This window comes from Mesobacillus subterraneus (assembly GCF_000934845.1).
GTDB lineage: Bacteria > Bacillota > Bacilli > Bacillales > Cytobacillaceae > Mesobacillus > Mesobacillus stamsii.
The window spans coordinates 1-18,284 of the sequence record NZ_JXIQ01000096.1 but is presented as its reverse complement, the minus strand read 5'-3'; the positions used below and the strand labels follow the sequence as shown (position 1 = coordinate 18,284).

The following is an 18,284-nucleotide window of genomic DNA, read 5'->3' as shown; positions in this document are numbered from 1 at the left end:
AGTCATTCAAGAATCCCACTCGATTAAACCGTAAGGTTTAGGGCTTGCCCCTTTAGGGGTGGGAGTCTCAAAAGGAACCATTCAATTGATAATAAAATCATAGGACAACTAATCCTGGTGTTGACAATTTTTCAACCACAGGTTAAAATATCATATGTATGTATTTTAAACCCACGATCAGCCCCGGAAGAGCTTCATCGTGTTTGAAAATATACCAATTATGAACTTGATTTTTTTTTGACTATTTAGGAGGGAAACTCATGCGTACAACGTTTATGGCAAATGCCAACAATATCGAACGTAAATGGTACGTAGTTGATGCTGCAGGCAAGACTCTTGGTCGCCTTTCTACTGAAGTAGCAGCAATTCTGCGTGGTAAACATAAACCAACTTTCACACCAAATGTTGACACTGGTGATCATGTAATCATCATCAATGCATCGAAGATCGAACTTACAGGCAAGAAATTAACGGACAAAATCTACTACCGCCACACGATGCACCCAGGTGGATTGAAGCAAAGAACTGCTCTTGAAATGCGTACAAACTACGCTGAAAAGATGCTTGAACTTGCAATCAAAGGCATGCTTCCAAAGAATTCTCTTGGACGCCAAATGTTTAGAAAGCTTCATGTATATGCTGGCAATGAGCATGTGCATCAAGCACAACAACCAGAAGTTTACGAACTTCGCGGATAATTATAAAGGAGGTAATTAACTTGGCACAGGTTCAATATATCGGTACCGGTCGTCGTAAGAGCTCCGTAGCGCGAGTTCGTTTAGTACCAGGCACTGGAAAAATTACAATCAATGATCGTGAAATTGAAGATTATATCCCATTCGCAGCCCTACGTGAAGTAGTTAAGCAGCCGCTTGTTGCTACTGAAACTTTAGGAAGCTACGATATCCACGTTAACGTAAATGGCGGTGGCTACACTGGTCAGGCTGGTGCAATCCGTCACGGTATCGCTCGTGCGTTACTGCAAGTTGACCCAGAATATCGTCCGACATTAAAGCGTGAAGGACTTCTAACTCGTGACGCTCGTATGAAAGAACGTAAGAAATACGGACTTAAAGGCGCTCGTAAAGCTCCACAGTTCTCAAAGCGTTAATAAGCCTTATATATCAAGGCTTTGCCCTCTATGCTCTTATGAGCAGGGAGGGCTTTTTCATGTCCAAATTTGGAATTGAATAACCTGAGCTGTTTTCTCCTTCGCTTCATCGGTCACATGAGTGTAAATATCCATCGTGGTTTGAATATCTGTATGGCCTAGGCGGGCTTGTACATCTTTGATGGAAGCACAAGCTGCAAACAACAAACTGGCTGTGTATGCCGGATGGCGTGAACATTTTTTGGGGTAGCTCCGGGTTCTTTAGATATATAGACCGTAAAGATGGGTTGCTTATTATTAGATTGAAAAGGAGCAGCGAGTTCTAACTTCAAATAGCGCTGTATTTGCCTGCTACGCCATTTCTTTAAGATTCGCGAGTGTTTCATCATCTACGCTAACCACACGATGAGGGGTCTTTGTTTTTGATGTCTGTAGTTGTTTTTTTCCGCTCGTGTGAATCAAGGTCTTTTTTAAGCTGATTGACTTATGTTGGAAGTCCACGTCCGACCAATGCGGCTTCCCCTATAAGGCATGTTAGGGGAAAAAGTGTTCGACAAAGGGGAACCCAGGCATTCAGGTGTATTGAAAAATTCGGGTAGATAAGGCTTTTTCACGAGATCACTTTTGATATATTGAATGTTTCCTTTTCCCATTCTCCAGCATATTTTCTTATGGTATTAAGAAATGCATTTAAAGAAGGGGATACCCACTTTTCATTGTGATACGCCAAATAAGTGGAAAGCGTGCTTTCCTTAATCTCTTGCGCAAACAGATTCGATTGATTCATTTCTCTTTTCACTACAATGTACGGCAATACTCCAATGCCAAGACCACATACAACGCATTCTTTTAAAGCTTCTATACTCCAAAATTCCATTCCTTTATTTACTACGGAATCCTTATGGCTTATATTTTGCTCTATCAATTTTTCAAAGAGAGTCCTATAGCCACATCCCTTTTCTGTAAAAAGAGGAACTTTATCTTTTAGGGAGCCTTTTTCATATAAAGGTATATAATCATGCGAAATAAACATCATGGGCTCCTTCACCAATTTTTCAAAATAAATTCCTTCTTCTTTCCTCTCCTCATCTACAATAAAAGCTAAATCGACATCGCCCTGAGATAAATCCATTTTTAATCTAGAAGGGTCCAAGTGTTTTAATTTAAGGTCTATATTTGGATAGGTTTCTTTAAATTCTTTAATAACCGCGGGGAGCCTATAAATTAACAATGCTTCCGGTGCAGAAATCACTAATTCGCCTTTCATATCTTCACAGGTCATTGTGACATCTTTTAAATCCTTATAAATGCAAAGCATCTTTATAACATGGGGCATTAAGAGGTGTCCAGTTTCAGTCAGGAACACTTTTTTTCCAATACGATCGAAAACCGGGCGGCCCAACTCATCTTCAATTGACTTAATATGAAAGGTAATAGTTGATTGGGCATATCCCAAAAATTCCGCAGCTTTTGTAAAACTGCCTAAATCCACGATGGCTTTAAACGTTTGTAAATAGCGTATTTCCATTTCCACATACCCCTTCCTTCAAAAATATCGATTATTATATTTCAAAATATCAATTTTTATTAAACAATATCACCATTATATAATGAAATCAGGTAAAAAATGGGGCCTAGGATCACTTTTATCTTTTTCAAATGATGGTAAACTTGCCGGCAACTGTTCTTCCATCAATCAAAATTAAGGGGGATGCATAATGTCATCTTATATTCTGGGAAAAATTGACATCGATCACGAAAAGTTAAAAAAAGATCTGAAAATTCATGATTCATTTCCGAAAATCGAAGAAGAATATGATGAATTTGGAACAGGATTTTGGCAAAACTGCTCGCTCTGGAATGCAACCGATGATAAGAACGACACTATGTATCGTGATTATGACCATGCGATCCAGCAAACAGAATATGGTCAAAAGTTAGCATATGTGGATGAACTCATTAAGGAAAATTTCACTTTTGATAACTTAAAAATGGTAAGAACTCGTAATTTAGTAGATGGCATGGTAATTCCTCATAAAGATTTTGTCGAATTAACAAAGGAAAAATCACAATATTTCCGTGTATTTGTCCCTTTAGAAGACAATGAATTGGCCTTCCATTCAGACGAGGAAAACGTTTTTAAAATGAGAAAAGGTGAAGTTTGGTTTTTGGATGCAGCCATCATTCATGCAGCGGTAAACTTTTCTAGTGACAGCCGGATCTTCCTCTGCTTGGATTATGCTTTTCCCGGCGAATTTAGTCCTGAAGATATTTTCGTCAAAAAGGATACATACAATCCTAACGTAAGCCCTTATATTGTTCCGCGACAAGATGTTCCAGAGAATTTTGAAGCAGACTTGATTCGTTCATTGTCTAACGTAATTTCCAGATACAATTTTAAGGACATCGTTTTTCTATTATCGAAAATACATTTCTATAAAAATGTACCGATTACTTCCTGCTATGATGTTTTAGTAAAAATTGCAGAAGCTTCCGGTGATGACGCAATTTATGAAAAAGCAATATCATTGCGAAAATATTTAATCGAAAAGCGCGATCTAAAAGAACGTTTTTCGATGGCTGAATGGCCAAGCCCGTTAAAAGTTTAAAAAAACACAAGGCTTTTAGTGAAAACCAAGGGCTTTTTTGATAGGGGGGTCTTACCATGAGAAATACAATTGGACTAGAAAAACCTCATAAAATAGAAAGAAGGAAAAAAACCATCCCGTATACTTTTGTTATCATGTGGAGCAGTGGGGCTATTTTCGTTGAATTAGGACTTCGTTATGCTGATCCTTTTATTTTTCTGTTCCTAAGACTTTTTCTATCAGCTTTCATTTTTTGGGGAGTTGTTTTATATTTAAAAACCGAAATCCCTAAAAAAAAGAATGAATGGGCTTATATTTTACTGACCGGATTATGTATGCAGGCCGGCTATCAGATTTTTTATTTCCTTGCCCTTGATAATCATATTTCCCCAGGCGTCTTGACCATATTTTTAGGAGCCCAACCCATTATTACGACAATGGTTTCAAAAGAAAAAAGCCATGAGATTCAATGGATGGGGTTATCTTTAGGAATTATTGGCCTTATTTTAGTTGTTGCGGATAGTATTGCGATCAATACGTTCAGCTTTGTAGGTATTGTCAGCGCCTTCTTTTCACTTATAAGCATAACCATAGGAACACTCTTACAAAAACATATACAACTCAGTCAACCTTCGAACATGGCCATTCAATATAGCGGAGCTGCGATTGTCCTCTTTATTCTCACAATTGTTACGAAACAATCCATAGAATGGACAGCTATGTTTACAGTATCACTCGGATGGATGGTGCTGGTAATATCCGTTGGCGCAACGATTCTTCTTTATTATATGATTCAAAACGGCAACCTTACTAACGTGACAAGTTTATTGTATTCTGTCCCGCCAGTAACAGCTATTCTAGATTACTTTGTTTTTAAAAACACTCTAGAATTAATGACGATTTCTGGAATGATTCTAATTATAATTGGATTATTCCTTGTTAATAAAGAGGGAAAGTTCACCTGAAAATCATCACCGTGCTTAAACTAAAATAGATGAAAAATGGAAACCCGTCTCTTAGATGGGTTCCAACATTTTTATGCGAAAGTTATCGACAGAGATGCATTTGGGTGACTCCGATAATGTCTTGTTCATTCCCGTTTTCCATCATCTGGAGGAGGGGATGCATTGGTCGACTCACCAGTATGAAAATGGTTCCTTGTGTCTGGAATGGGGGCCAAAAAAGGCGCGTTCCACATGTTCCGGGTAAAACACATACCCCCTGAAATCTTGATCCCCTCGTTCAGCCATTGCTTTCACCCGCTTGTTGCCGTCGACGCAGATAAATGAGTCTTTAATTCCAAACAAACGAACAAAATAAGGCAATCGCTCGTCCTCTAATTTACCCTCGATAAGAAAACCCTAAAAGGGAAAAACGTTGAATTAAATCGGTTTATCAACTTCCATATAACGGTAAATAAACCCGCCTTTGAAAGAACGTAAGAAATACGGTCTTAAAGGCGCTCGTAAAGCTCCTCAGTTCTCAAAGCGTTAATTTTTGGCGCAATAAAAAGCTCCCGACCAATTTGGTGGGGCTTTTTTATTTCTCATTTATACGTTGTCCAATGCAGACAGGTGATTAATCTTCTTTTCACAGTTTTTTTCGTCCTTCTTATTCCACCAATTTATTTTTCACTGCAAAAAGCGCAGCCTGTGTTCGATCAGCCAGCTCGAGTTTCCCCAGTAAGTTAGATACATGAGTCTTTACTGTTTTTTCCGTAATATACAAGGAGGCGGCAATTTCTTTATTGCTCTTTCCTTTAGCGATTTCTTTTATGACATCCAGTTCTCGTTTCGTTAATTCATCTAGTAAGCTTTTTTTCGGATTGCTGCCGTGAGATAAATTGGCTAATAAATGGGATGTGGCTTTCGGATGAAGCTGATTCTCTCCATTGACCATTTTCTTTATGGATAAAACGAGTTCATCAGGCTGGATATCTTTCAATTGGAATCCGGAGGCACCTGCTTCTAGTGCGGGGATGACATGGTCCTGGTCAGAGAAACTGGTGAGAATCATGATTTTAATGCTGGGCACTTCTTCTTTAATAATCTTCGTAGCTTCAATACCATCCATGTCAGGCATGGCTAAGTCCATCAAGATAATATCAGGCTTGAGCTCCTTTGCCATTTCAACTGCTTTTCTTCCATTTGCCGCTTCTCCGATAATTTCAAGGTCTTGTTGAGTTTTAAGAAAGAATACGAGGCCTCTTCGGACGACATGATGGTCATCTGCGATTAATATGCGTATAGTCAATGTATTCTCCCCCTAGAGTGGAATGGTTATCTTGATTTCGGTTCCATTTCCCAATTGACTTTGCAATCGGAATAGGCCATTCAGTGCTTCTGTCCTTGCTTTCATATTCTTTAAACCTAATGAAGGAATCGAAAGGTTTTCATTATAATGAAAACCGCAGCCCTTATCTTTAATGGTTAAAATGGTCTCGTTCCAAGAAGTGTGAAGGGATAAAAATACATCAGCGGCGCCGGAATGTTTTTTACAATTGGCAATCGCTTCTTGTCCAATTCGCCATATAGCTTCCTCTATATTTCCTGGTATGCTGGTCGCTCCTGTCACCTTAGCCTCCACTTTCATGCCAAGCATTTCCCCATAACCTTTTAGTGCGCTGACGAGTCCATTCTCAAGACCCCGCGGTTTCAACTGCCAAATAAGGGATCTCATCTCCCCAAGTGCTTCCTGGGTCAAGTCCTGCATGTAGCTGAATGTTTGTTTCACTTCTTCATCTTCTGTCATTTCCATTCCAGCTCTGGCGGTCAGGCTGAGAGAGAACAATAGCTGGTTCACCGAATCATGCAGGTCTCGGGCAAGCCGGTTTCTTTCAGCAACCAGCGCTATTTCTTGTTCCCGCTGAGTGAGGTTGATGCGTTTTAATGCTGTACCGACCTGGTAGGCAATCGCTTCGAGCAGGGCAAGCTCATTCTTATGAAAATGTGTTTTGTTAGGTGAACCCACATTCAATAAACCGAACCGTTCGTTTCCTGCGCGGAGGGGGACTGTAGCGTGATGGGTTAATCCCCAGGTTTCCCCAGCACCATCGTCAAGTGCATCTTCAATTCGCTTACACTCAATGATATTCGTAGCTTTATTTAAGGTATGGTTATTGTATTTATTCACACACCAGCACTTACCGTGACACATTCTTTCCTTCTGATTCATTGCCAAAGCAGGTGGAAGAGCGAAATCTGCTATAAGTTCGTGGTTTCCGTCAACATCAATGAGAAAAATCCAGCCTGTTTCAAGTCCTGTCACATACAAAAGCCTTTTCAGGACATCTGATAGCATGGTCTTCGTATCTGTGCCTTCGTTTAACAGTTCTGCAATTTCTTTCAAGATGCCGTTTTCTTCAAATTGCGCTTCCTTAGTCATGCCAGCATCTCCTTCACCGTCCTGTTATCTAATGTCATTATAGCTCAATTTTCATTGTAAGGTGTTAAAAACTGTGCATGATTTGTGTGAAGATCACACCTGTAAAAATTCGATTAGTTCCTGATCAGGTCCTTCATAAAAGACAGTTTGCCACCCGTTATCCAGTTTATAAGGTCCTTCTGCTATCTGGTTTGAACCTAAAGTCTTAATCACTTGCTGAAGGTCGGAAGTTTCAAAACATAGATGAGTAGTGTTTGTGCTCTGTGAATGACAAACCAATTCAAGTCTAAAATGCCCCGATGCTAGCAACGCAATCTCTTCCCCGAGAAAAGAATGCCTGCTTTCCAGTTCTAACCCCAATAAGTCTGTGTAAAAGTTTATCGACTCTTCAAGATTGGTGACTTCCAAACCATAATGATGAAGCCGCATAAAATATTCCCTCCTTATATGATCAGGTTCATATCGCCAAACTCGTGCCATAAATAGCCTTCGTGAATTGCCTGTTGATAGGCATGAAACAAGTGATGTTTTGGTAAAAAGGCAGTCAGCATATCCAAATGGCTAGCTCTTGGCTCGTGAAATCCAGTAATGATTCCGTCTACTATTTTTAGAGAAGACTCTTGATCAATATATAAATTGGTAGCACCTGAGAGTTCCTCATTTCTCGCTGCACTTTCGAGAGCACGGACGACTGTCGTTCCAACCGCGATGACTTTTTTGCCGGAAGAATGAGCCTTTAAAATCTGTTCCATTGTATGTTGTCGTATGTGATACTCCTCTGGATTTTCTTTTGGGTCCACATGATCCTCAAGCAGATAGCTCAGACCCGTATGCAATTGAATAAAATCAACTTGAATGCCTTTCTTCTTCAAATCAAATAGCAGCTCCCAGCTAAAGGCTCTGCCGGCAGATGGCATTTCAACAGAACCAGGGTGGGTGGCAAAGACATTTTGATAATAATTCAAGTCCCATGGTTGTTCGATGTATTCATACCGGATTGGGGCACCAAGAACATAGATAAGATTTAATAACTCACTCCCGCCTTTATTGAATTTAATCGTCTTTAACGGGGATGTGTCGATCTCGGCGATCACGGTAGCAGTCAATTTTTCTGAGAAGTGCAGAACATCCCCCATCCTGACAGAGTTCGCTATGATGAGGGCGTCCCACGTGTCATCGAAAATCCGTCTGGCTAAACGGATTTCCACTCTTGGTAAAATTTGAACACCTTCCCTGATGCAGTCTCCTTGTAGCGAAGCAGGGATAGTACGGCTGTTATTTAAAATGATTAAATCTCCAGGCTGAAGAAAATACGGAAGGTGATCAAAACGATCATGTTGGATTTCACCGGTTTTTCTGCTTAGCGTCATCAACCTTACTTGATCTCTTTTTAGGCCTCTTTTTTCCGGAGGAAGGTTCGCATTTAGATTTTCAGGCAGATAAAAATCCATTACACCTGCTTTCATTCCAATCCCTCCTCTGATTGAGCCTCAAAGCGCTGGCCATTTATCCCTTTGGCCTTACCCGATGCTAAATGAAGAAAGATGTCCACCACATCCTCAGGTTTTGCCAAAGGGTAATCGCAATCAAGAATAGCTAGCTGATGCATCTCCGTGTCCATTTCACCTGGGTCGACCATATTTACACGAACATTGGTAGCACTTAACTCATCTGCCCATGTTTGAGTGAGTCCTTCTACAGCAAATTTTGAAACTCCATATGCTCCCCAGCCTGCATAGCCAACATGGCCAGCTTCAGAAGTCACATTGATTATGGAACCTTCATTACGCTCGAGCATGATAGGGATGACTCTCTGGCTGACTAGAAATGCGGAGACTACATTGACTCTTAACACCTCTGCAAAATCCTCTTCAGGATAATCCAGAAGCAGGGGCATTGGACTAGGGCCTAATACGGAAGCATTATTAACCAGCACATCGATCTGTCCATATACTTCCTGGGTTAAGGCTACGAAACGTTCCACATCCCTTGGTTGTGATACATCTGCTCGAATCGCCAATACTTCAGCACCTAAACCCTCGGCTTCTTGTTTTACTTTTTCTAGGCTTTTCTCGGATCTTGAGCAGATGGCAAGTCTTGCTCCTTCCTTCGCAAATGCCATTGTTAATGCTTTTCCTAGGCCTTTGGAAGCACCAGTAATCATTACGACTTTTTTATTCATGTTCAGCATCTCTCCTTATTGGCTTGTTGTATTAAGCATAAAAGGAATTAACAAAATTTCCCTCAGCAGAAAGCTTGAACTTTTCCTACAACTTTTGGATGAGAAAAGATGGATATAGGATTTTTTATTTTTAAATGAAAATGAGTCAGAAGAGAATACTCCTTTGCATGGTTCATGGAATATTGCTGGAGTTATATTCGGTGAGTACTTATATGATAACCGTTTATTGCAATACCATAAATCTATAAACTCTTATCAAGCTTGATCTTGATAAGAGTTTTTTGCTTTGATGAAAATTCTTTCATGTATTTAACAGCTAATTTTCATGCTGATTTGTTATTTTTTACATAATGGATATCTAGCTATAGCACTATTCAAACTTACCCTACCGTTTTTTGGTTACATCATCAATGAAAATGGGAACAGGTAAAAGGATATCAATATGGATAATGAGGGAGAGTTTTTGCAATGAGTCGGCCTATCTTAACAATTGTCGTTCCGTGTTATAACGAGGAAGAAGTTTTACCAGAAACCGCGAAACAATTATCGGGATTGTTAGCAAGTTTACTTGAAGATAGTCTAATATCGGAGGACAGCAAAATCCTCTTTGTAGATGATGGAAGTAAGGACCGAACATGGTCGTTAATAGAACAGGAAATGGAGAATCGTCCATTCTCTAAAGGCTTGAAATTAGCAAAAAATGTTGGACATCAGAATGCCCTCCTAGCAGGCCTTGAAATAGCGAATCAACAATCAGATTGCGTAGTATCCATTGATGCCGATCTTCAGGATGATTGGAATGTCATTCGGACGTTTGTGGAGAAATATAAGGCAGGCTTTGATGTTGTTTATGGAGTAAGGGACAAACGAGATACTGATACAGTTTTTAAACGGTCCACGGCATTAGGGTTTTATCGGTTTATGAATCGAATTGGAATTAATCTGATCCCCAATCATGCCGATTTTCGGTTGATGAGCAAACGAGCATTAGATGAACTATTCAAATATAAGGAAGCAAATTTGTTTCTTCGGGGACTCATTCCACTTGTTGGCTTTCCGTCAACAAAGGTTTACTATGACCGAAAAGAACGGCTTGCTGGGGAATCGAAGTACCCTTTGAAAAAGATGATTGCCTTTGCATTTGACGGAATTACTTCCTTTAGTGTTACGCCAATTCGCTTTGTGACCTTATTAGGCTTTCTGTCGGTGGTTATTAGTGCTATTGCTGGAGGGTATGCCATTTTTCAACAAATAGTTGGACATACTGAATCAGGATGGACCTCGATAATCATCTCAATCTGGTTTGTTGGGGGGCTACAACTTTTGGGGATAGGAATTATTGGCGAGTATATTGGAAAAATATATCGAGAGGTCAAACAACGTCCCAGGTATGCGATTGAAGTGGACGCGTTTTCAAATAAGAATCAAGGCAAACAGAGTTTAGGAGTTCTTTTGAAGTCGGTGGGAAAATGAATGGCACTTTTATTCGCTTTATTATAGTAGGAGTTGGCAATACCGTTGTTGGTTTATCTGTAATGTTTGTACTGTTTCATTTGTTTGGACTTTCTTATTGGGAGGCAACCTTTTTAGGAAATGCAGCTGGAGCAAGTGTGAGTTATTATTTTAATCGGAATTTCACGTTTAAAAGCAATACCAATGTGCCGAAAAGTTTGATTCGCTTTATTATTGTTATTCTAAGCTGTTATTTCCTATCATTTTATATAGGAAAGCAAGCTGTGTATTGGATGTTGGCACCTACCGAAGCTTTTTCAACTGCTACATTATCCGATATTGCGATTTTATTCAGTACGGTTTTATATACTTTATTAAATTATACATTGCAAAAATTTCTTGTTTTTCCACAAAAAAAGCACATAAAAACACTGGCTTAACAGTCCAGTGTTTATTCGTAAAAAGGAATGGAAAATATGAAAAAAACTGCTTTACTAAATGAAAGAGTGTATTTTTACATAAGTATTTTGATCATTGGTCTTTGGGTTGCCCCCTATTTTATTCTTGGTGATCAAGCTCATATGCGAATTCATGATAATTTGGATTCGAATATCGCCTGGTATAAGGTTTTGAACGAAAGTGGTCAGTTATTTGGTTCTGTTCAGGCGAATATTCCGCAAATCATTAATGGGCATTTATCAAGAAATGCCTATTACTCGGAATGGTACGGAATTGTCGAATTATTTCGCTTCTTTCCTCCTGTAATTGCCTATGGGCTTAACCAATTGATTTCTCGGTTTTTCGCCTTTTTAGGAATGTATTTATTATTAAAAAAATATGTGATCAAACAAGAAAGTGATGGATTCATCCGAATTGTTGCGGCCTTAACCTTTGCATTGACTCCTTTCTGGCCAAATGGAATGTTAAGTACATTGGGAATGCCATTAGCTTTGTGGGCTTTCTTGAACATTCGCAACCGGCAACAAACGTTTGTAAGTATTGTCACCATTACTCTTTTGCCATTCTATTCGACTTTTATGTTGGGCTTTTTCTTTTTCTTGAGTGCGATGGGGGTATTTTGGCTAGTCGATGTGATCCGGGTTAAAAAACCACAGTGGCGAATGTTTATTGCCACTGCCTACATGACGGTTATTTATTTAGCAATTGAATATCGAGACCTTGCTGCTCTTGTTTTTTCCCATGAACAGACTAATCGGTCGGAGTTTTTCGGGTCCAATAATTCCTTTTTTCGAACGATCCGGCTTATTTTTAAAAATTACATTATTGGTCATAATCAGGATCAAACTGTTTTTGAATTTATCATCCTGCCGGTGTCTTTGCTTGCGCTTGTGATTGTAATTTTACAAAAAAGCTTTAGGCAAGAGAAATTATTTATTGGATTGCATATAACCAATTTTTTGCTATCCGTTTGGTATGCCTTTTGGTGGTACGAAGGCTGGGCGCCGTTGAAGCAAAGTATTGGTATTTTAAACACATTCAATTTTTCCCGCTATCATTATTTAAGACCGATGATTATTTACATATTATTTGCCGTTTCCCTCCAAATCTTATGGCGATATCAAAAAAAATGGCGCATCGCAGCGGTTGTTTTTGCGGTGCTTCAGATCGGGGTATTAATTCCTTCAAACGAACAAATATGGTATCGTCATTCGCCTTCCTTTGGAGAATTTTATGCGGTACAAGAATTTACTGAGATCAAGAAGTTTATCGGGAGACCTGTTCAGGACTACCGGGTGGCAAGCATTGGTTTACATCCTGCTATTGCGCAGTACAATGGATTTTATACCTTGGATACGTACAATAATTTTTATCCATTATCCTATAAACACCAGTTTCGGAAAATCATCGCCCCAGAATTAGCCAAAAATAAAACGTTGGCGAAGTATTTTGATCAATGGGGTGGCAGGAGTTATATTTTTGTCGATGAATTAGGGAAACATTATATGTTTTCCAAGGATTCAACCAAGGTTATTCAGAACTTAAATTTAGATATGGAAGCCTTTAAACAGATGGGTGGAGAGTATATTCTGTCCGCAGTTCCAATTGAAAATGCTCAAGAAAATCAGCTTGATTTGCAAAGGATTTTTCAAACAAATGACGCTTATTGGAAAATTTACTTATATAAGGTTATATAATCAGTAAACGACTGTGAAAACTGGAAAAGGAATCGTCCATTCTGGTTGCATTACACGACCCCGCAGGTTGAACACTACTCCTAAGGGGTGAGAATACTTTGAACGTCGTAACGTCCTTTATAGACAAAAGAAAGCAAAAACAAGTGAAATATGAGCGTTCGATGCTCCGTGAACTAACCATTACCAACCTGCAATCCAGGGTGAAGCAATATTTTGGATCTTCGAGGCTAACCTCCAACCTGATTATGAACTCAGGAATCGAGGAAGCTTGTTATGATGTAGCAATCGAGGCGTATTTACTTGGCGCCAAATTCAGTCGCTTTGGTTATTTTGGCGAGACAATCGAAACGGTGAAGCCTCGCTCAGAAAAAGAAGAGCGGCATTTGATCGATACTCTTTATAACTTTTTCCTGTTTTGGGGAAAGGGAGAAGAGGCGATTGGCTCAGAAGAGCTTTACTACCTTTGTGAACAGTATATCGACAGCTGGTGGCGAGATGGCTTCATGAAGGGTGAAAAGAAATACAAACTAAGACTGCATTAACTGCATAGTTCTAAACCGTCTGCCTGTCCCATATAGTTTACTATTAGGGTTGGAAGGATGGTTTAGAACATGCGAAAGAAACTTAAAATTGGCTTATTTGCAGCCGGCCTTGCTGTGCTGTTCCTCATATTGCAGTATGATTTTACCGAAAATGATTCATGGGAATCCTGGAACCTGCCGCTGTCGGGAAAAATTATCTATCTAGATCCGGGGCATGGAGGAGTCGACCCGGGAGCTGGGGAGGAAGATCCTTTTGAAAAAGAAATTGCGCTAAATGTATCCCTCAAGCTGCGGGATTACCTTCAGCAGCAAGGTGCGCTTGTCATCATGACGCGTGAGACAGACGTCGACCTTGCGGATAGGGGCCTTAAAGGTTATAGCAAACGAAAGGTCCAGGATTTAACAAGGCGTCTCACTTTGATCAATGATTCAGAAGCCGATTTTTTTGCGTCGATTCATTTAAATGCGATCCCATCGTCAAAGTGGAGAGGTGCGCAGACTTTTTACTCCACCAAATACAAAGAAAACAAACGAGCAGCCAAGCTAATTCAGGACGAATTGCGCCGCAGCCTAGAAAACACGGACCGGGATGCAAAAGAAGCAAACAGTCTTTACATGCTGAAACATACAAATAAGCCGGGAGTGCTTGTCGAAATTGGTTTCTTGTCCAATCCAGACGAAGCAGCAAATCTCAAACAAGAGGCATACCAGGAAAAAGTTGCAGCATCTATCTATCAAGGAATCCTCCGGTATTTTACAAATGAACAAAAATTTTGGGAAAAATGACACGATTCTTCGGAAAAAATCATTAGGTGTGATAGGTTTAACACTTCGTAATTTTCTCTCTATGTTATACTAAAATGGAGATAAATTTTATAAAGGAAGGTGTCAGAATGATAACGGAAGCGAAAGCACGAGAAAGCCTAAAAGCCCTTAAGGATCCATTTTTACATAAAACTCTCGAAGAGCTCCATGCCATCGAGGAAATAAAGATCAAAGAAGAAAAGAATCATGTAAGCGTTAAAATAGGCATTGCGAAAACGGGCACGGCAGAACAGCTGCAGCTGCAAACAGAAATCGTTCATATTTTAAAAAATGCTGGAGCAGATTCCGTCGGCTTGCGGTTCTTTGAGCTACCTGCGGAAACTTTAGCAAAATTCCAGGCATCTGCGCCGGAAGAAGATGCGAGCCTGCTGTCTCCAAACAGCAAAACAACCTTTATTGCGATCGCCAGCGGGAAAGGTGGAGTAGGGAAATCAACCGTTTCTGTTAACCTTGCTGTATCACTCGCGCGTTTGGGCAAAAAAGTGGGAATAGTTGACGCGGATATTTACGGCTTCAGTGTTCCTGATATGATGGGAATTACGAAGCGTCCAGTAGTAAGAGGGGAAAGAATCATTCCGGTTGAGAGACATGGCGTGAAGGTCATTTCGATGGGATTCTTCGTCGAGGACAATGCACCGATTATCTGGCGTGGGCCAATGCTCGGCAAAATGCTGAACAGTTTCTTCAATGAAGTAGAATGGGGCGAGCTTGATTACCTGCTATTAGACCTGCCACCAGGAACAGGGGATGTGGCATTGGATGTCCACACGATGCTGCCATCATGCAAGGAAATCATCGTCACAACTCCGCACCCGACAGCCGCATTTGTTGCTGCGCGCGCTGGTGCAATGGCATTAAAGACCGAACATGAAATCCTCGGCGTTATTGAAAATATGTCTTACTTTGAAAGCAATCTGACTGATGAAAAAGAGTATGTCTTTGGACAAGGCGGCGGTGAAAAGCTGGCAGGAGAGCTTAATACAAAAGTATTAGGCAAGCTGCCACTAGGCCAGCCAACCTGGAATGAAGAAGACTTCGCTCCATCAATTTATCAGGAAGATGATAAAATTGGCAAAATCTATATGAATATTGCTCAAGAAATCGTACAAAAGCTTGAAAAATAAGTAAAAGGAAAGCCTCTCCAAAGTTTTGGAGAGGCTTTTTTCAGTAAACCCGCCAACAGGACGAGGCATTATAGGGCGGGTAGGCACAGGAAGTGCAAATCCGACAGCCCCAGGAAGTGGCGTTATAGGGAGGGAGGCGTTGTCAAGGTGACCGAGCTATTATCCCCCGGATCCTCCGCCGGAACTACCGGAACTCTCTCCGCCTTCTGGTTTTTGAGTCGGTATTTCTTCAGCTGCTTTCACAATCAATGCCTGAAGTTTGGCTTTGAACAGCGGACTTTCGAATGTTTCGGTGATGACTTTCTGCAAATGCTTCTGATACTCCTTGCTTTGGAGGAGATTCGTCAGTTCTTTTTCCAATTCCGGATCCTTCATAACCTCGATCATCATGCCTTTATATTCCGGATCCTTCATCAGATCCTTTAACAGTTGCTCATTTTCCTGCTTCATGCTTTTTGCCATGCTTTCAGCAAATTTTGGATCCTCAAATGATTTTTTCCAGAATTCCATGCCTTTTTCTGAAGTCAAAGTTTTCTCAATTGTATCAGTTACGACCGGCTGATCCATAATCAACTTTTCCTTCATCCCGTCGTCACTCATCACTTCCTGAATCGCCTTTTTCCCATCATCCGTCTTCAGGATATCGACCATCATCTTCTTTGTTTCTTCATAATCAACCTGTCCCCCGCCTGAGTCGGTTGGAGCACAGCCGGCAGCTAAAAATAAAAAGGAAGCGGGGAGAATCACACTTATCCAGTTTCTCATTTCTTATTCCCCTTTCGCATAGACAGCCCTAATGGTAGGATTAGTAGGAATACAATTTGTTATACACAAATAACGACGCTAGATTTTTCAAATTCACATTGGTACAATCATATCGTGCATTTATTTTCGTTTTTGGGGGAAAAACCGTGACTAGCCGTAATTGGGTACACTTGTTTCTCACCACGCTTGTTGTTGGATCAGTAACGACCGCCGTGGTTGGCTTTATTGTCCGTTGGAGTGAATTCCAGCAACTGTTAAGTACATTTCACATGCTTGAATTCCTTTCTATTTTAGTATGGCTAATGGGCGTTGGTCTTATATTTAGCATTCTAAGCCAAATGGGTTTCTTTGCTTATTTAACAATCCATCGTTTCGGTCTTGGGGTATTTAGATCCTATTGGAATTTCGTACAGATCATCCTGATAGCATTCGTGCTTTTTGATCTTGTGTATCTCCGGTACAATGCATTTGCTAAAACCGGAGATAGTATCCTTCCATACATAGGGATAGCTGCAATCGTACTGCTTGCCGGCTTGATCGTTGCAATTCTGAAGGCAAAACAAACAAATAAAGAAGCTTTTATACCGGCAATGTTCTTTATGATTGTTGTGACAGTAATTGAATGGGTGCCGGTTCTGCGAGTTAATGAGCATAGCTGGATTTATCTCATGCTTTTTCCGTTATTAATCAGCAACGCGTACCAACTAATGGTCCTTCATAAGCTAAACCAGAAGTCTATGGAGGAAAGGAAAGCGCTCGAAGCAAAAACAAAGTCAATAAAAAAAGCACAAAAAAAACCGCCCAATTCTTAGCACTGGGCGGTTACTTCACTTCTACTGTTTTAGAGGAACCATTTGCGATCATTTCAGATACAGTAACCATCTTTAAATTTTTCGTTTTAATATTTTTTACTACCAGCGGCAGTGCTTCAGCTGTTTGCTTGGCAGAGTCAGAGGCATGCATCAAAAGGATGTCACCCTTTTTTGCTTTTGAAGCATTCTCGACAATGACTGCAGTACCAGGATTGGTCCAGTCTTTCGTATCAAGACTCCAACTGACAACCGTAAACCCGAGCCGCTCGGCAATTTTCAGTGTACGTTGGTCAAATTGGCCAGTAGGTGCGCGAAGCAATTTAATGTTTTTCACGTTTAGCTTCTTGAAGGCCTCCTGTGCCATCATGATGTCTCTCCTGATTTTATCGTCCTCCAGCTCACTGTAATCTTTGTAATTGTACCCAAGCATGCCAATTTCATATCCTTCTTTGACTATCCTGCTGACTAGATCTGGGTGGCTTTCTGCCCAAGAGCCTGAGAGAAAGAAAGTAACCGCTCCAACCTTTTCTTTTGCCAGGACATCGAGGATAGGTTCTGCTTTTTCGTCCCCCCAGCCAATATTGAAGGTAAGAGCTAAATCCTTTTCCCCTTGATAGATTGCTTTTGGCCCATCTTTGGCTGAAAAAGCAGGAAGTTGGACCATATTCTCCATGAAAAAGAACCATGCTGTAAAAAAAGCTGCGACAACGATGACAAAAGCGGTTTTAATCGATCTGGCATTCATCACATAAAAGAAATTCATTTTTTCCCCACCTCGTCCCATGCACTCCTTGTCTAATTTTTATTCAAGAATGAAAAAGATATGATAAATAAATTTCCGATTATAAAAATCAATAAAATGGCTAACACTAAAAACCACAAAAGAGATGAACAGGAGTGTATCTATGCTTGGTGTTCTGATTAATGAGATGGAAGTAAAGGAGCTAGAATGTTTAATCAAAAGAGAGATGGATGAAATCTTGTTCGACATGAAGGATGAACGAATCAATCAGCTTGTAAAAAGGGCAATGAGCGAACGATATCAAATTTTGTTTTCGCTATTTAAAAGAGTTGCATCTCCAAAGGAATGCCTGAAATATATGCCTGCAAAAAAAACAGATCAAAGGAATAAAATTTTTAAAAAAAAATAATTGTTGACGAATCTTGTATATCCTGGTATATTAATAAACGTCGCTGCTGAGCCATTCAAATAATTGCTCAAATGACGAGTTAAAAAAGTGATTGACATCAAGTCGAGCGCGTGATATATTAAGAAAGTCGCTTCTGAGCGACGCACACAATTTGTTCTTTGAAAACTAAACAAACAAGCGTCAACAAACAAT

At 40.1% G+C, this 18,284-nt stretch carries 21 protein-coding genes; 13 read left to right on the top strand and 8 right to left on the bottom strand.

Features of this window, described 5'->3' with window-relative positions; translation table 11 throughout:
* The first annotated feature begins 260 nt into the window (after nt 1-260).
* Together rplM and rpsI (UB32_RS12280) are read left to right on the top strand one after the other, a co-directional pair.
* The gene (rplM, locus tag UB32_RS12285; RefSeq protein WP_044394197.1) at nt 261-698 is read left to right on the top strand and encodes a 50S ribosomal protein L13; all 438 of its coding nucleotides are present in this window, start codon (nt 261-263) and stop codon (nt 696-698) included.
* Between the two features lie 20 nt (nt 699-718).
* Complete coding sequence (gene rpsI, locus UB32_RS12280; RefSeq protein WP_044394195.1) at nt 719-1,111, top strand: 30S ribosomal protein S9; 393 nt, start codon at nt 719-721, stop codon at nt 1,109-1,111.
* 610 nt (nt 1,112-1,721) lie between these two features.
* Here the strand turns inward: rpsI (UB32_RS12280) and UB32_RS12275 are convergent.
* Nucleotides 1,722-2,639, bottom strand: coding sequence for a LysR family transcriptional regulator (locus tag UB32_RS12275; protein ID WP_044394194.1), 918 nt, complete (start codon nt 2,637-2,639; stop codon nt 1,722-1,724).
* A 190-nt stretch (nt 2,640-2,829) separates the two neighbouring features.
* On the opposite strand from UB32_RS12275, the gene UB32_RS12270 reads away from it, so the two are divergent.
* The 3 genes from UB32_RS12270 (at nt 2,830) to rpsI (UB32_RS20775) (ending at nt 5,193) form a co-directional block, all read left to right on the top strand.
* On the top strand, nt 2,830-3,720 hold the full coding sequence (locus UB32_RS12270; protein WP_044394193.1) for an aspartyl/asparaginyl beta-hydroxylase domain-containing protein: 891 nt from the start codon (nt 2,830-2,832) through the stop codon (nt 3,718-3,720).
* 56 nt (nt 3,721-3,776) lie between these two features.
* A complete protein-coding gene (locus tag UB32_RS12265) occupies nt 3,777-4,664 on the top strand; it encodes a DMT family transporter (RefSeq protein WP_044394191.1) in 888 nt (295 codons plus the stop codon).
* 463 nt (nt 4,665-5,127) lie between these two features.
* Nucleotides 5,128-5,193: a 30S ribosomal protein S9 gene (rpsI, locus tag UB32_RS20775; RefSeq protein WP_307192568.1), complete on the top strand. Its 66-nt coding sequence runs from the start codon at nt 5,128-5,130 to the stop codon at nt 5,191-5,193.
* Nucleotides 5,194-5,310: 117 nt separating this feature from the next.
* Here rpsI (UB32_RS20775) and UB32_RS12255 read toward each other — a convergent pair whose 3' ends face one another.
* From UB32_RS12255 to UB32_RS12235, 5 genes are all read right to left on the bottom strand, one after another.
* Nucleotides 5,311-5,952 carry a response regulator gene (locus UB32_RS12255; protein WP_044394188.1) on the bottom strand — a complete coding sequence of 214 codons (642 nt, stop codon included), beginning with the start codon at nt 5,950-5,952 and terminating at the stop codon, nt 5,311-5,313.
* 12 nt (nt 5,953-5,964) lie between these two features.
* The gene (locus UB32_RS12250; RefSeq protein WP_044394186.1) at nt 5,965-7,083 is read right to left on the bottom strand and encodes a GAF domain-containing sensor histidine kinase; all 1,119 of its coding nucleotides are present in this window, start codon (nt 7,081-7,083) and stop codon (nt 5,965-5,967) included.
* A 93-nt stretch (nt 7,084-7,176) separates the two neighbouring features.
* Nucleotides 7,177-7,512 (bottom strand): VOC family protein, encoded by a 336-nt coding sequence (locus UB32_RS12245; RefSeq protein WP_044394184.1) that lies wholly within the window; start codon nt 7,510-7,512, stop codon nt 7,177-7,179.
* Between the two features lie 14 nt (nt 7,513-7,526).
* Complete coding sequence (locus tag UB32_RS12240) at nt 7,527-8,549, bottom strand: S-adenosylmethionine:tRNA ribosyltransferase-isomerase (RefSeq protein WP_044394183.1); 1,023 nt, start codon at nt 8,547-8,549, stop codon at nt 7,527-7,529.
* On the bottom strand, nt 8,546-9,265 hold the full coding sequence (locus UB32_RS12235; protein ID WP_044394181.1) for an SDR family NAD(P)-dependent oxidoreductase: 720 nt from the start codon (nt 9,263-9,265) through the stop codon (nt 8,546-8,548). The genes UB32_RS12240 and UB32_RS12235 overlap by 4 nt, the downstream gene beginning before the upstream one ends.
* A 468-nt stretch (nt 9,266-9,733) precedes the next feature.
* Here UB32_RS12235 and UB32_RS12230 point away from each other — a divergent pair, with 468 nt between their 5' ends.
* The 6 genes from UB32_RS12230 to UB32_RS12205 all read left to right on the top strand — a co-directional run bounded on the left by UB32_RS12230 (nt 9,734) and on the right by UB32_RS12205 (nt 15,364).
* A complete protein-coding gene (locus tag UB32_RS12230) occupies nt 9,734-10,738 on the top strand; it encodes a glycosyltransferase family 2 protein (RefSeq protein WP_044394179.1) in 1,005 nt (334 codons plus the stop codon).
* Nucleotides 10,735-11,157: a GtrA family protein gene (locus UB32_RS12225; protein WP_044394177.1), complete on the top strand. Its 423-nt coding sequence runs from the start codon at nt 10,735-10,737 to the stop codon at nt 11,155-11,157. The genes UB32_RS12230 and UB32_RS12225 overlap by 4 nt, the downstream gene beginning before the upstream one ends.
* Nucleotides 11,158-11,193: 36 nt before the next feature.
* Nucleotides 11,194-12,873 (top strand): DUF6044 family protein, encoded by a 1,680-nt coding sequence (locus UB32_RS12220; protein ID WP_128721540.1) that lies wholly within the window; start codon nt 11,194-11,196, stop codon nt 12,871-12,873.
* 98 nt (nt 12,874-12,971) lie between these two features.
* Complete coding sequence (locus UB32_RS12215; RefSeq protein ID WP_044394174.1) at nt 12,972-13,415, top strand: YbaK family protein; 444 nt, start codon at nt 12,972-12,974, stop codon at nt 13,413-13,415.
* Nucleotides 13,416-13,484: 69 nt separating this feature from the next.
* Entirely contained in the window at nt 13,485-14,201 is a 717-nt protein-coding gene (gene cwlD, locus UB32_RS12210) for an N-acetylmuramoyl-L-alanine amidase CwlD (protein ID WP_044394172.1), read from the top strand.
* A gap of 107 nt (nt 14,202-14,308) precedes the next feature.
* Nucleotides 14,309-15,364: an Mrp/NBP35 family ATP-binding protein gene (locus tag UB32_RS12205; protein ID WP_044394171.1), complete on the top strand. Its 1,056-nt coding sequence runs from the start codon at nt 14,309-14,311 to the stop codon at nt 15,362-15,364.
* Nucleotides 15,365-15,523: 159 nt separating this feature from the next.
* Here UB32_RS12205 and gerD read toward each other — a convergent pair whose 3' ends face one another.
* The gene (gene gerD / locus UB32_RS12200) at nt 15,524-16,129 is read right to left on the bottom strand and encodes a spore germination lipoprotein GerD (RefSeq protein WP_044394169.1); all 606 of its coding nucleotides are present in this window, start codon (nt 16,127-16,129) and stop codon (nt 15,524-15,526) included.
* A gap of 146 nt (nt 16,130-16,275) precedes the next feature.
* Here gerD and UB32_RS12195 point away from each other — a divergent pair, with 146 nt between their 5' ends.
* On the top strand, nt 16,276-16,941 hold the full coding sequence (locus UB32_RS12195; protein WP_044394168.1) for a KinB-signaling pathway activation protein: 666 nt from the start codon (nt 16,276-16,278) through the stop codon (nt 16,939-16,941).
* A 10-nt stretch (nt 16,942-16,951) separates the two neighbouring features.
* Here UB32_RS12195 and pdaB read toward each other — a convergent pair whose 3' ends face one another.
* On the bottom strand, nt 16,952-17,704 hold the full coding sequence (pdaB, locus tag UB32_RS12190; RefSeq protein ID WP_044394166.1) for a polysaccharide deacetylase family sporulation protein PdaB: 753 nt from the start codon (nt 17,702-17,704) through the stop codon (nt 16,952-16,954).
* A gap of 142 nt (nt 17,705-17,846) precedes the next feature.
* On the opposite strand from pdaB, the gene UB32_RS12185 reads away from it, so the two are divergent.
* Nucleotides 17,847-18,092 (top strand): hypothetical protein, encoded by a 246-nt coding sequence (locus UB32_RS12185; protein WP_044394164.1) that lies wholly within the window; start codon nt 17,847-17,849, stop codon nt 18,090-18,092.
* Nucleotides 18,093-18,284: the final 192 nt, after the last annotated feature.

Bases quoted from the DNA above. Each gene is read 5' to 3' on its own strand.
- rplM (WP_044394197.1), top strand. From the start codon at position 261: ATGCGTACAACGTTTATGGCAAATGCCAACAATATCGAACGTAAATGG.
- UB32_RS12275 (WP_044394194.1), bottom strand. From the start codon at position 2,639: ATGGAAATACGCTATTTACAAACGTTTAAAGCCATCGTGGATTTAGGC.
- UB32_RS12270 (WP_044394193.1), top strand. From the start codon at position 2,830: ATGTCATCTTATATTCTGGGAAAAATTGACATCGATCACGAAAAGTTA.
- UB32_RS12265 (WP_044394191.1), top strand. From the start codon at position 3,777: ATGAGAAATACAATTGGACTAGAAAAACCTCATAAAATAGAAAGAAGG.
- UB32_RS12250 (WP_044394186.1), bottom strand. From the start codon at position 7,083: ATGACTAAGGAAGCGCAATTTGAAGAAAACGGCATCTTGAAAGAAATT.
- UB32_RS12245 (WP_044394184.1), bottom strand. From the start codon at position 7,512: ATGCGGCTTCATCATTATGGTTTGGAAGTCACCAATCTTGAAGAGTCG.
- UB32_RS12240 (WP_044394183.1), bottom strand. From the start codon at position 8,549: ATGAAAGCAGGTGTAATGGATTTTTATCTGCCTGAAAATCTAAATGCG.
- UB32_RS12235 (WP_044394181.1), bottom strand. From the start codon at position 9,265: ATGAATAAAAAAGTCGTAATGATTACTGGTGCTTCCAAAGGCCTAGGA.
- UB32_RS12230 (WP_044394179.1), top strand. From the start codon at position 9,734: ATGAGTCGGCCTATCTTAACAATTGTCGTTCCGTGTTATAACGAGGAA.
- UB32_RS12225 (WP_044394177.1), top strand. From the start codon at position 10,735: ATGAATGGCACTTTTATTCGCTTTATTATAGTAGGAGTTGGCAATACC.
- UB32_RS12220 (WP_128721540.1), top strand. From the start codon at position 11,194: ATGAAAAAAACTGCTTTACTAAATGAAAGAGTGTATTTTTACATAAGT.
- cwlD (WP_044394172.1), top strand. From the start codon at position 13,485: ATGCGAAAGAAACTTAAAATTGGCTTATTTGCAGCCGGCCTTGCTGTG.
- UB32_RS12205 (WP_044394171.1), top strand. From the start codon at position 14,309: ATGATAACGGAAGCGAAAGCACGAGAAAGCCTAAAAGCCCTTAAGGAT.
- gerD (WP_044394169.1), bottom strand. From the start codon at position 16,129: ATGAGAAACTGGATAAGTGTGATTCTCCCCGCTTCCTTTTTATTTTTA.
- pdaB (WP_044394166.1), bottom strand. From the start codon at position 17,704: ATGAATTTCTTTTATGTGATGAATGCCAGATCGATTAAAACCGCTTTT.
- UB32_RS12185 (WP_044394164.1), top strand. From the start codon at position 17,847: ATGCTTGGTGTTCTGATTAATGAGATGGAAGTAAAGGAGCTAGAATGT.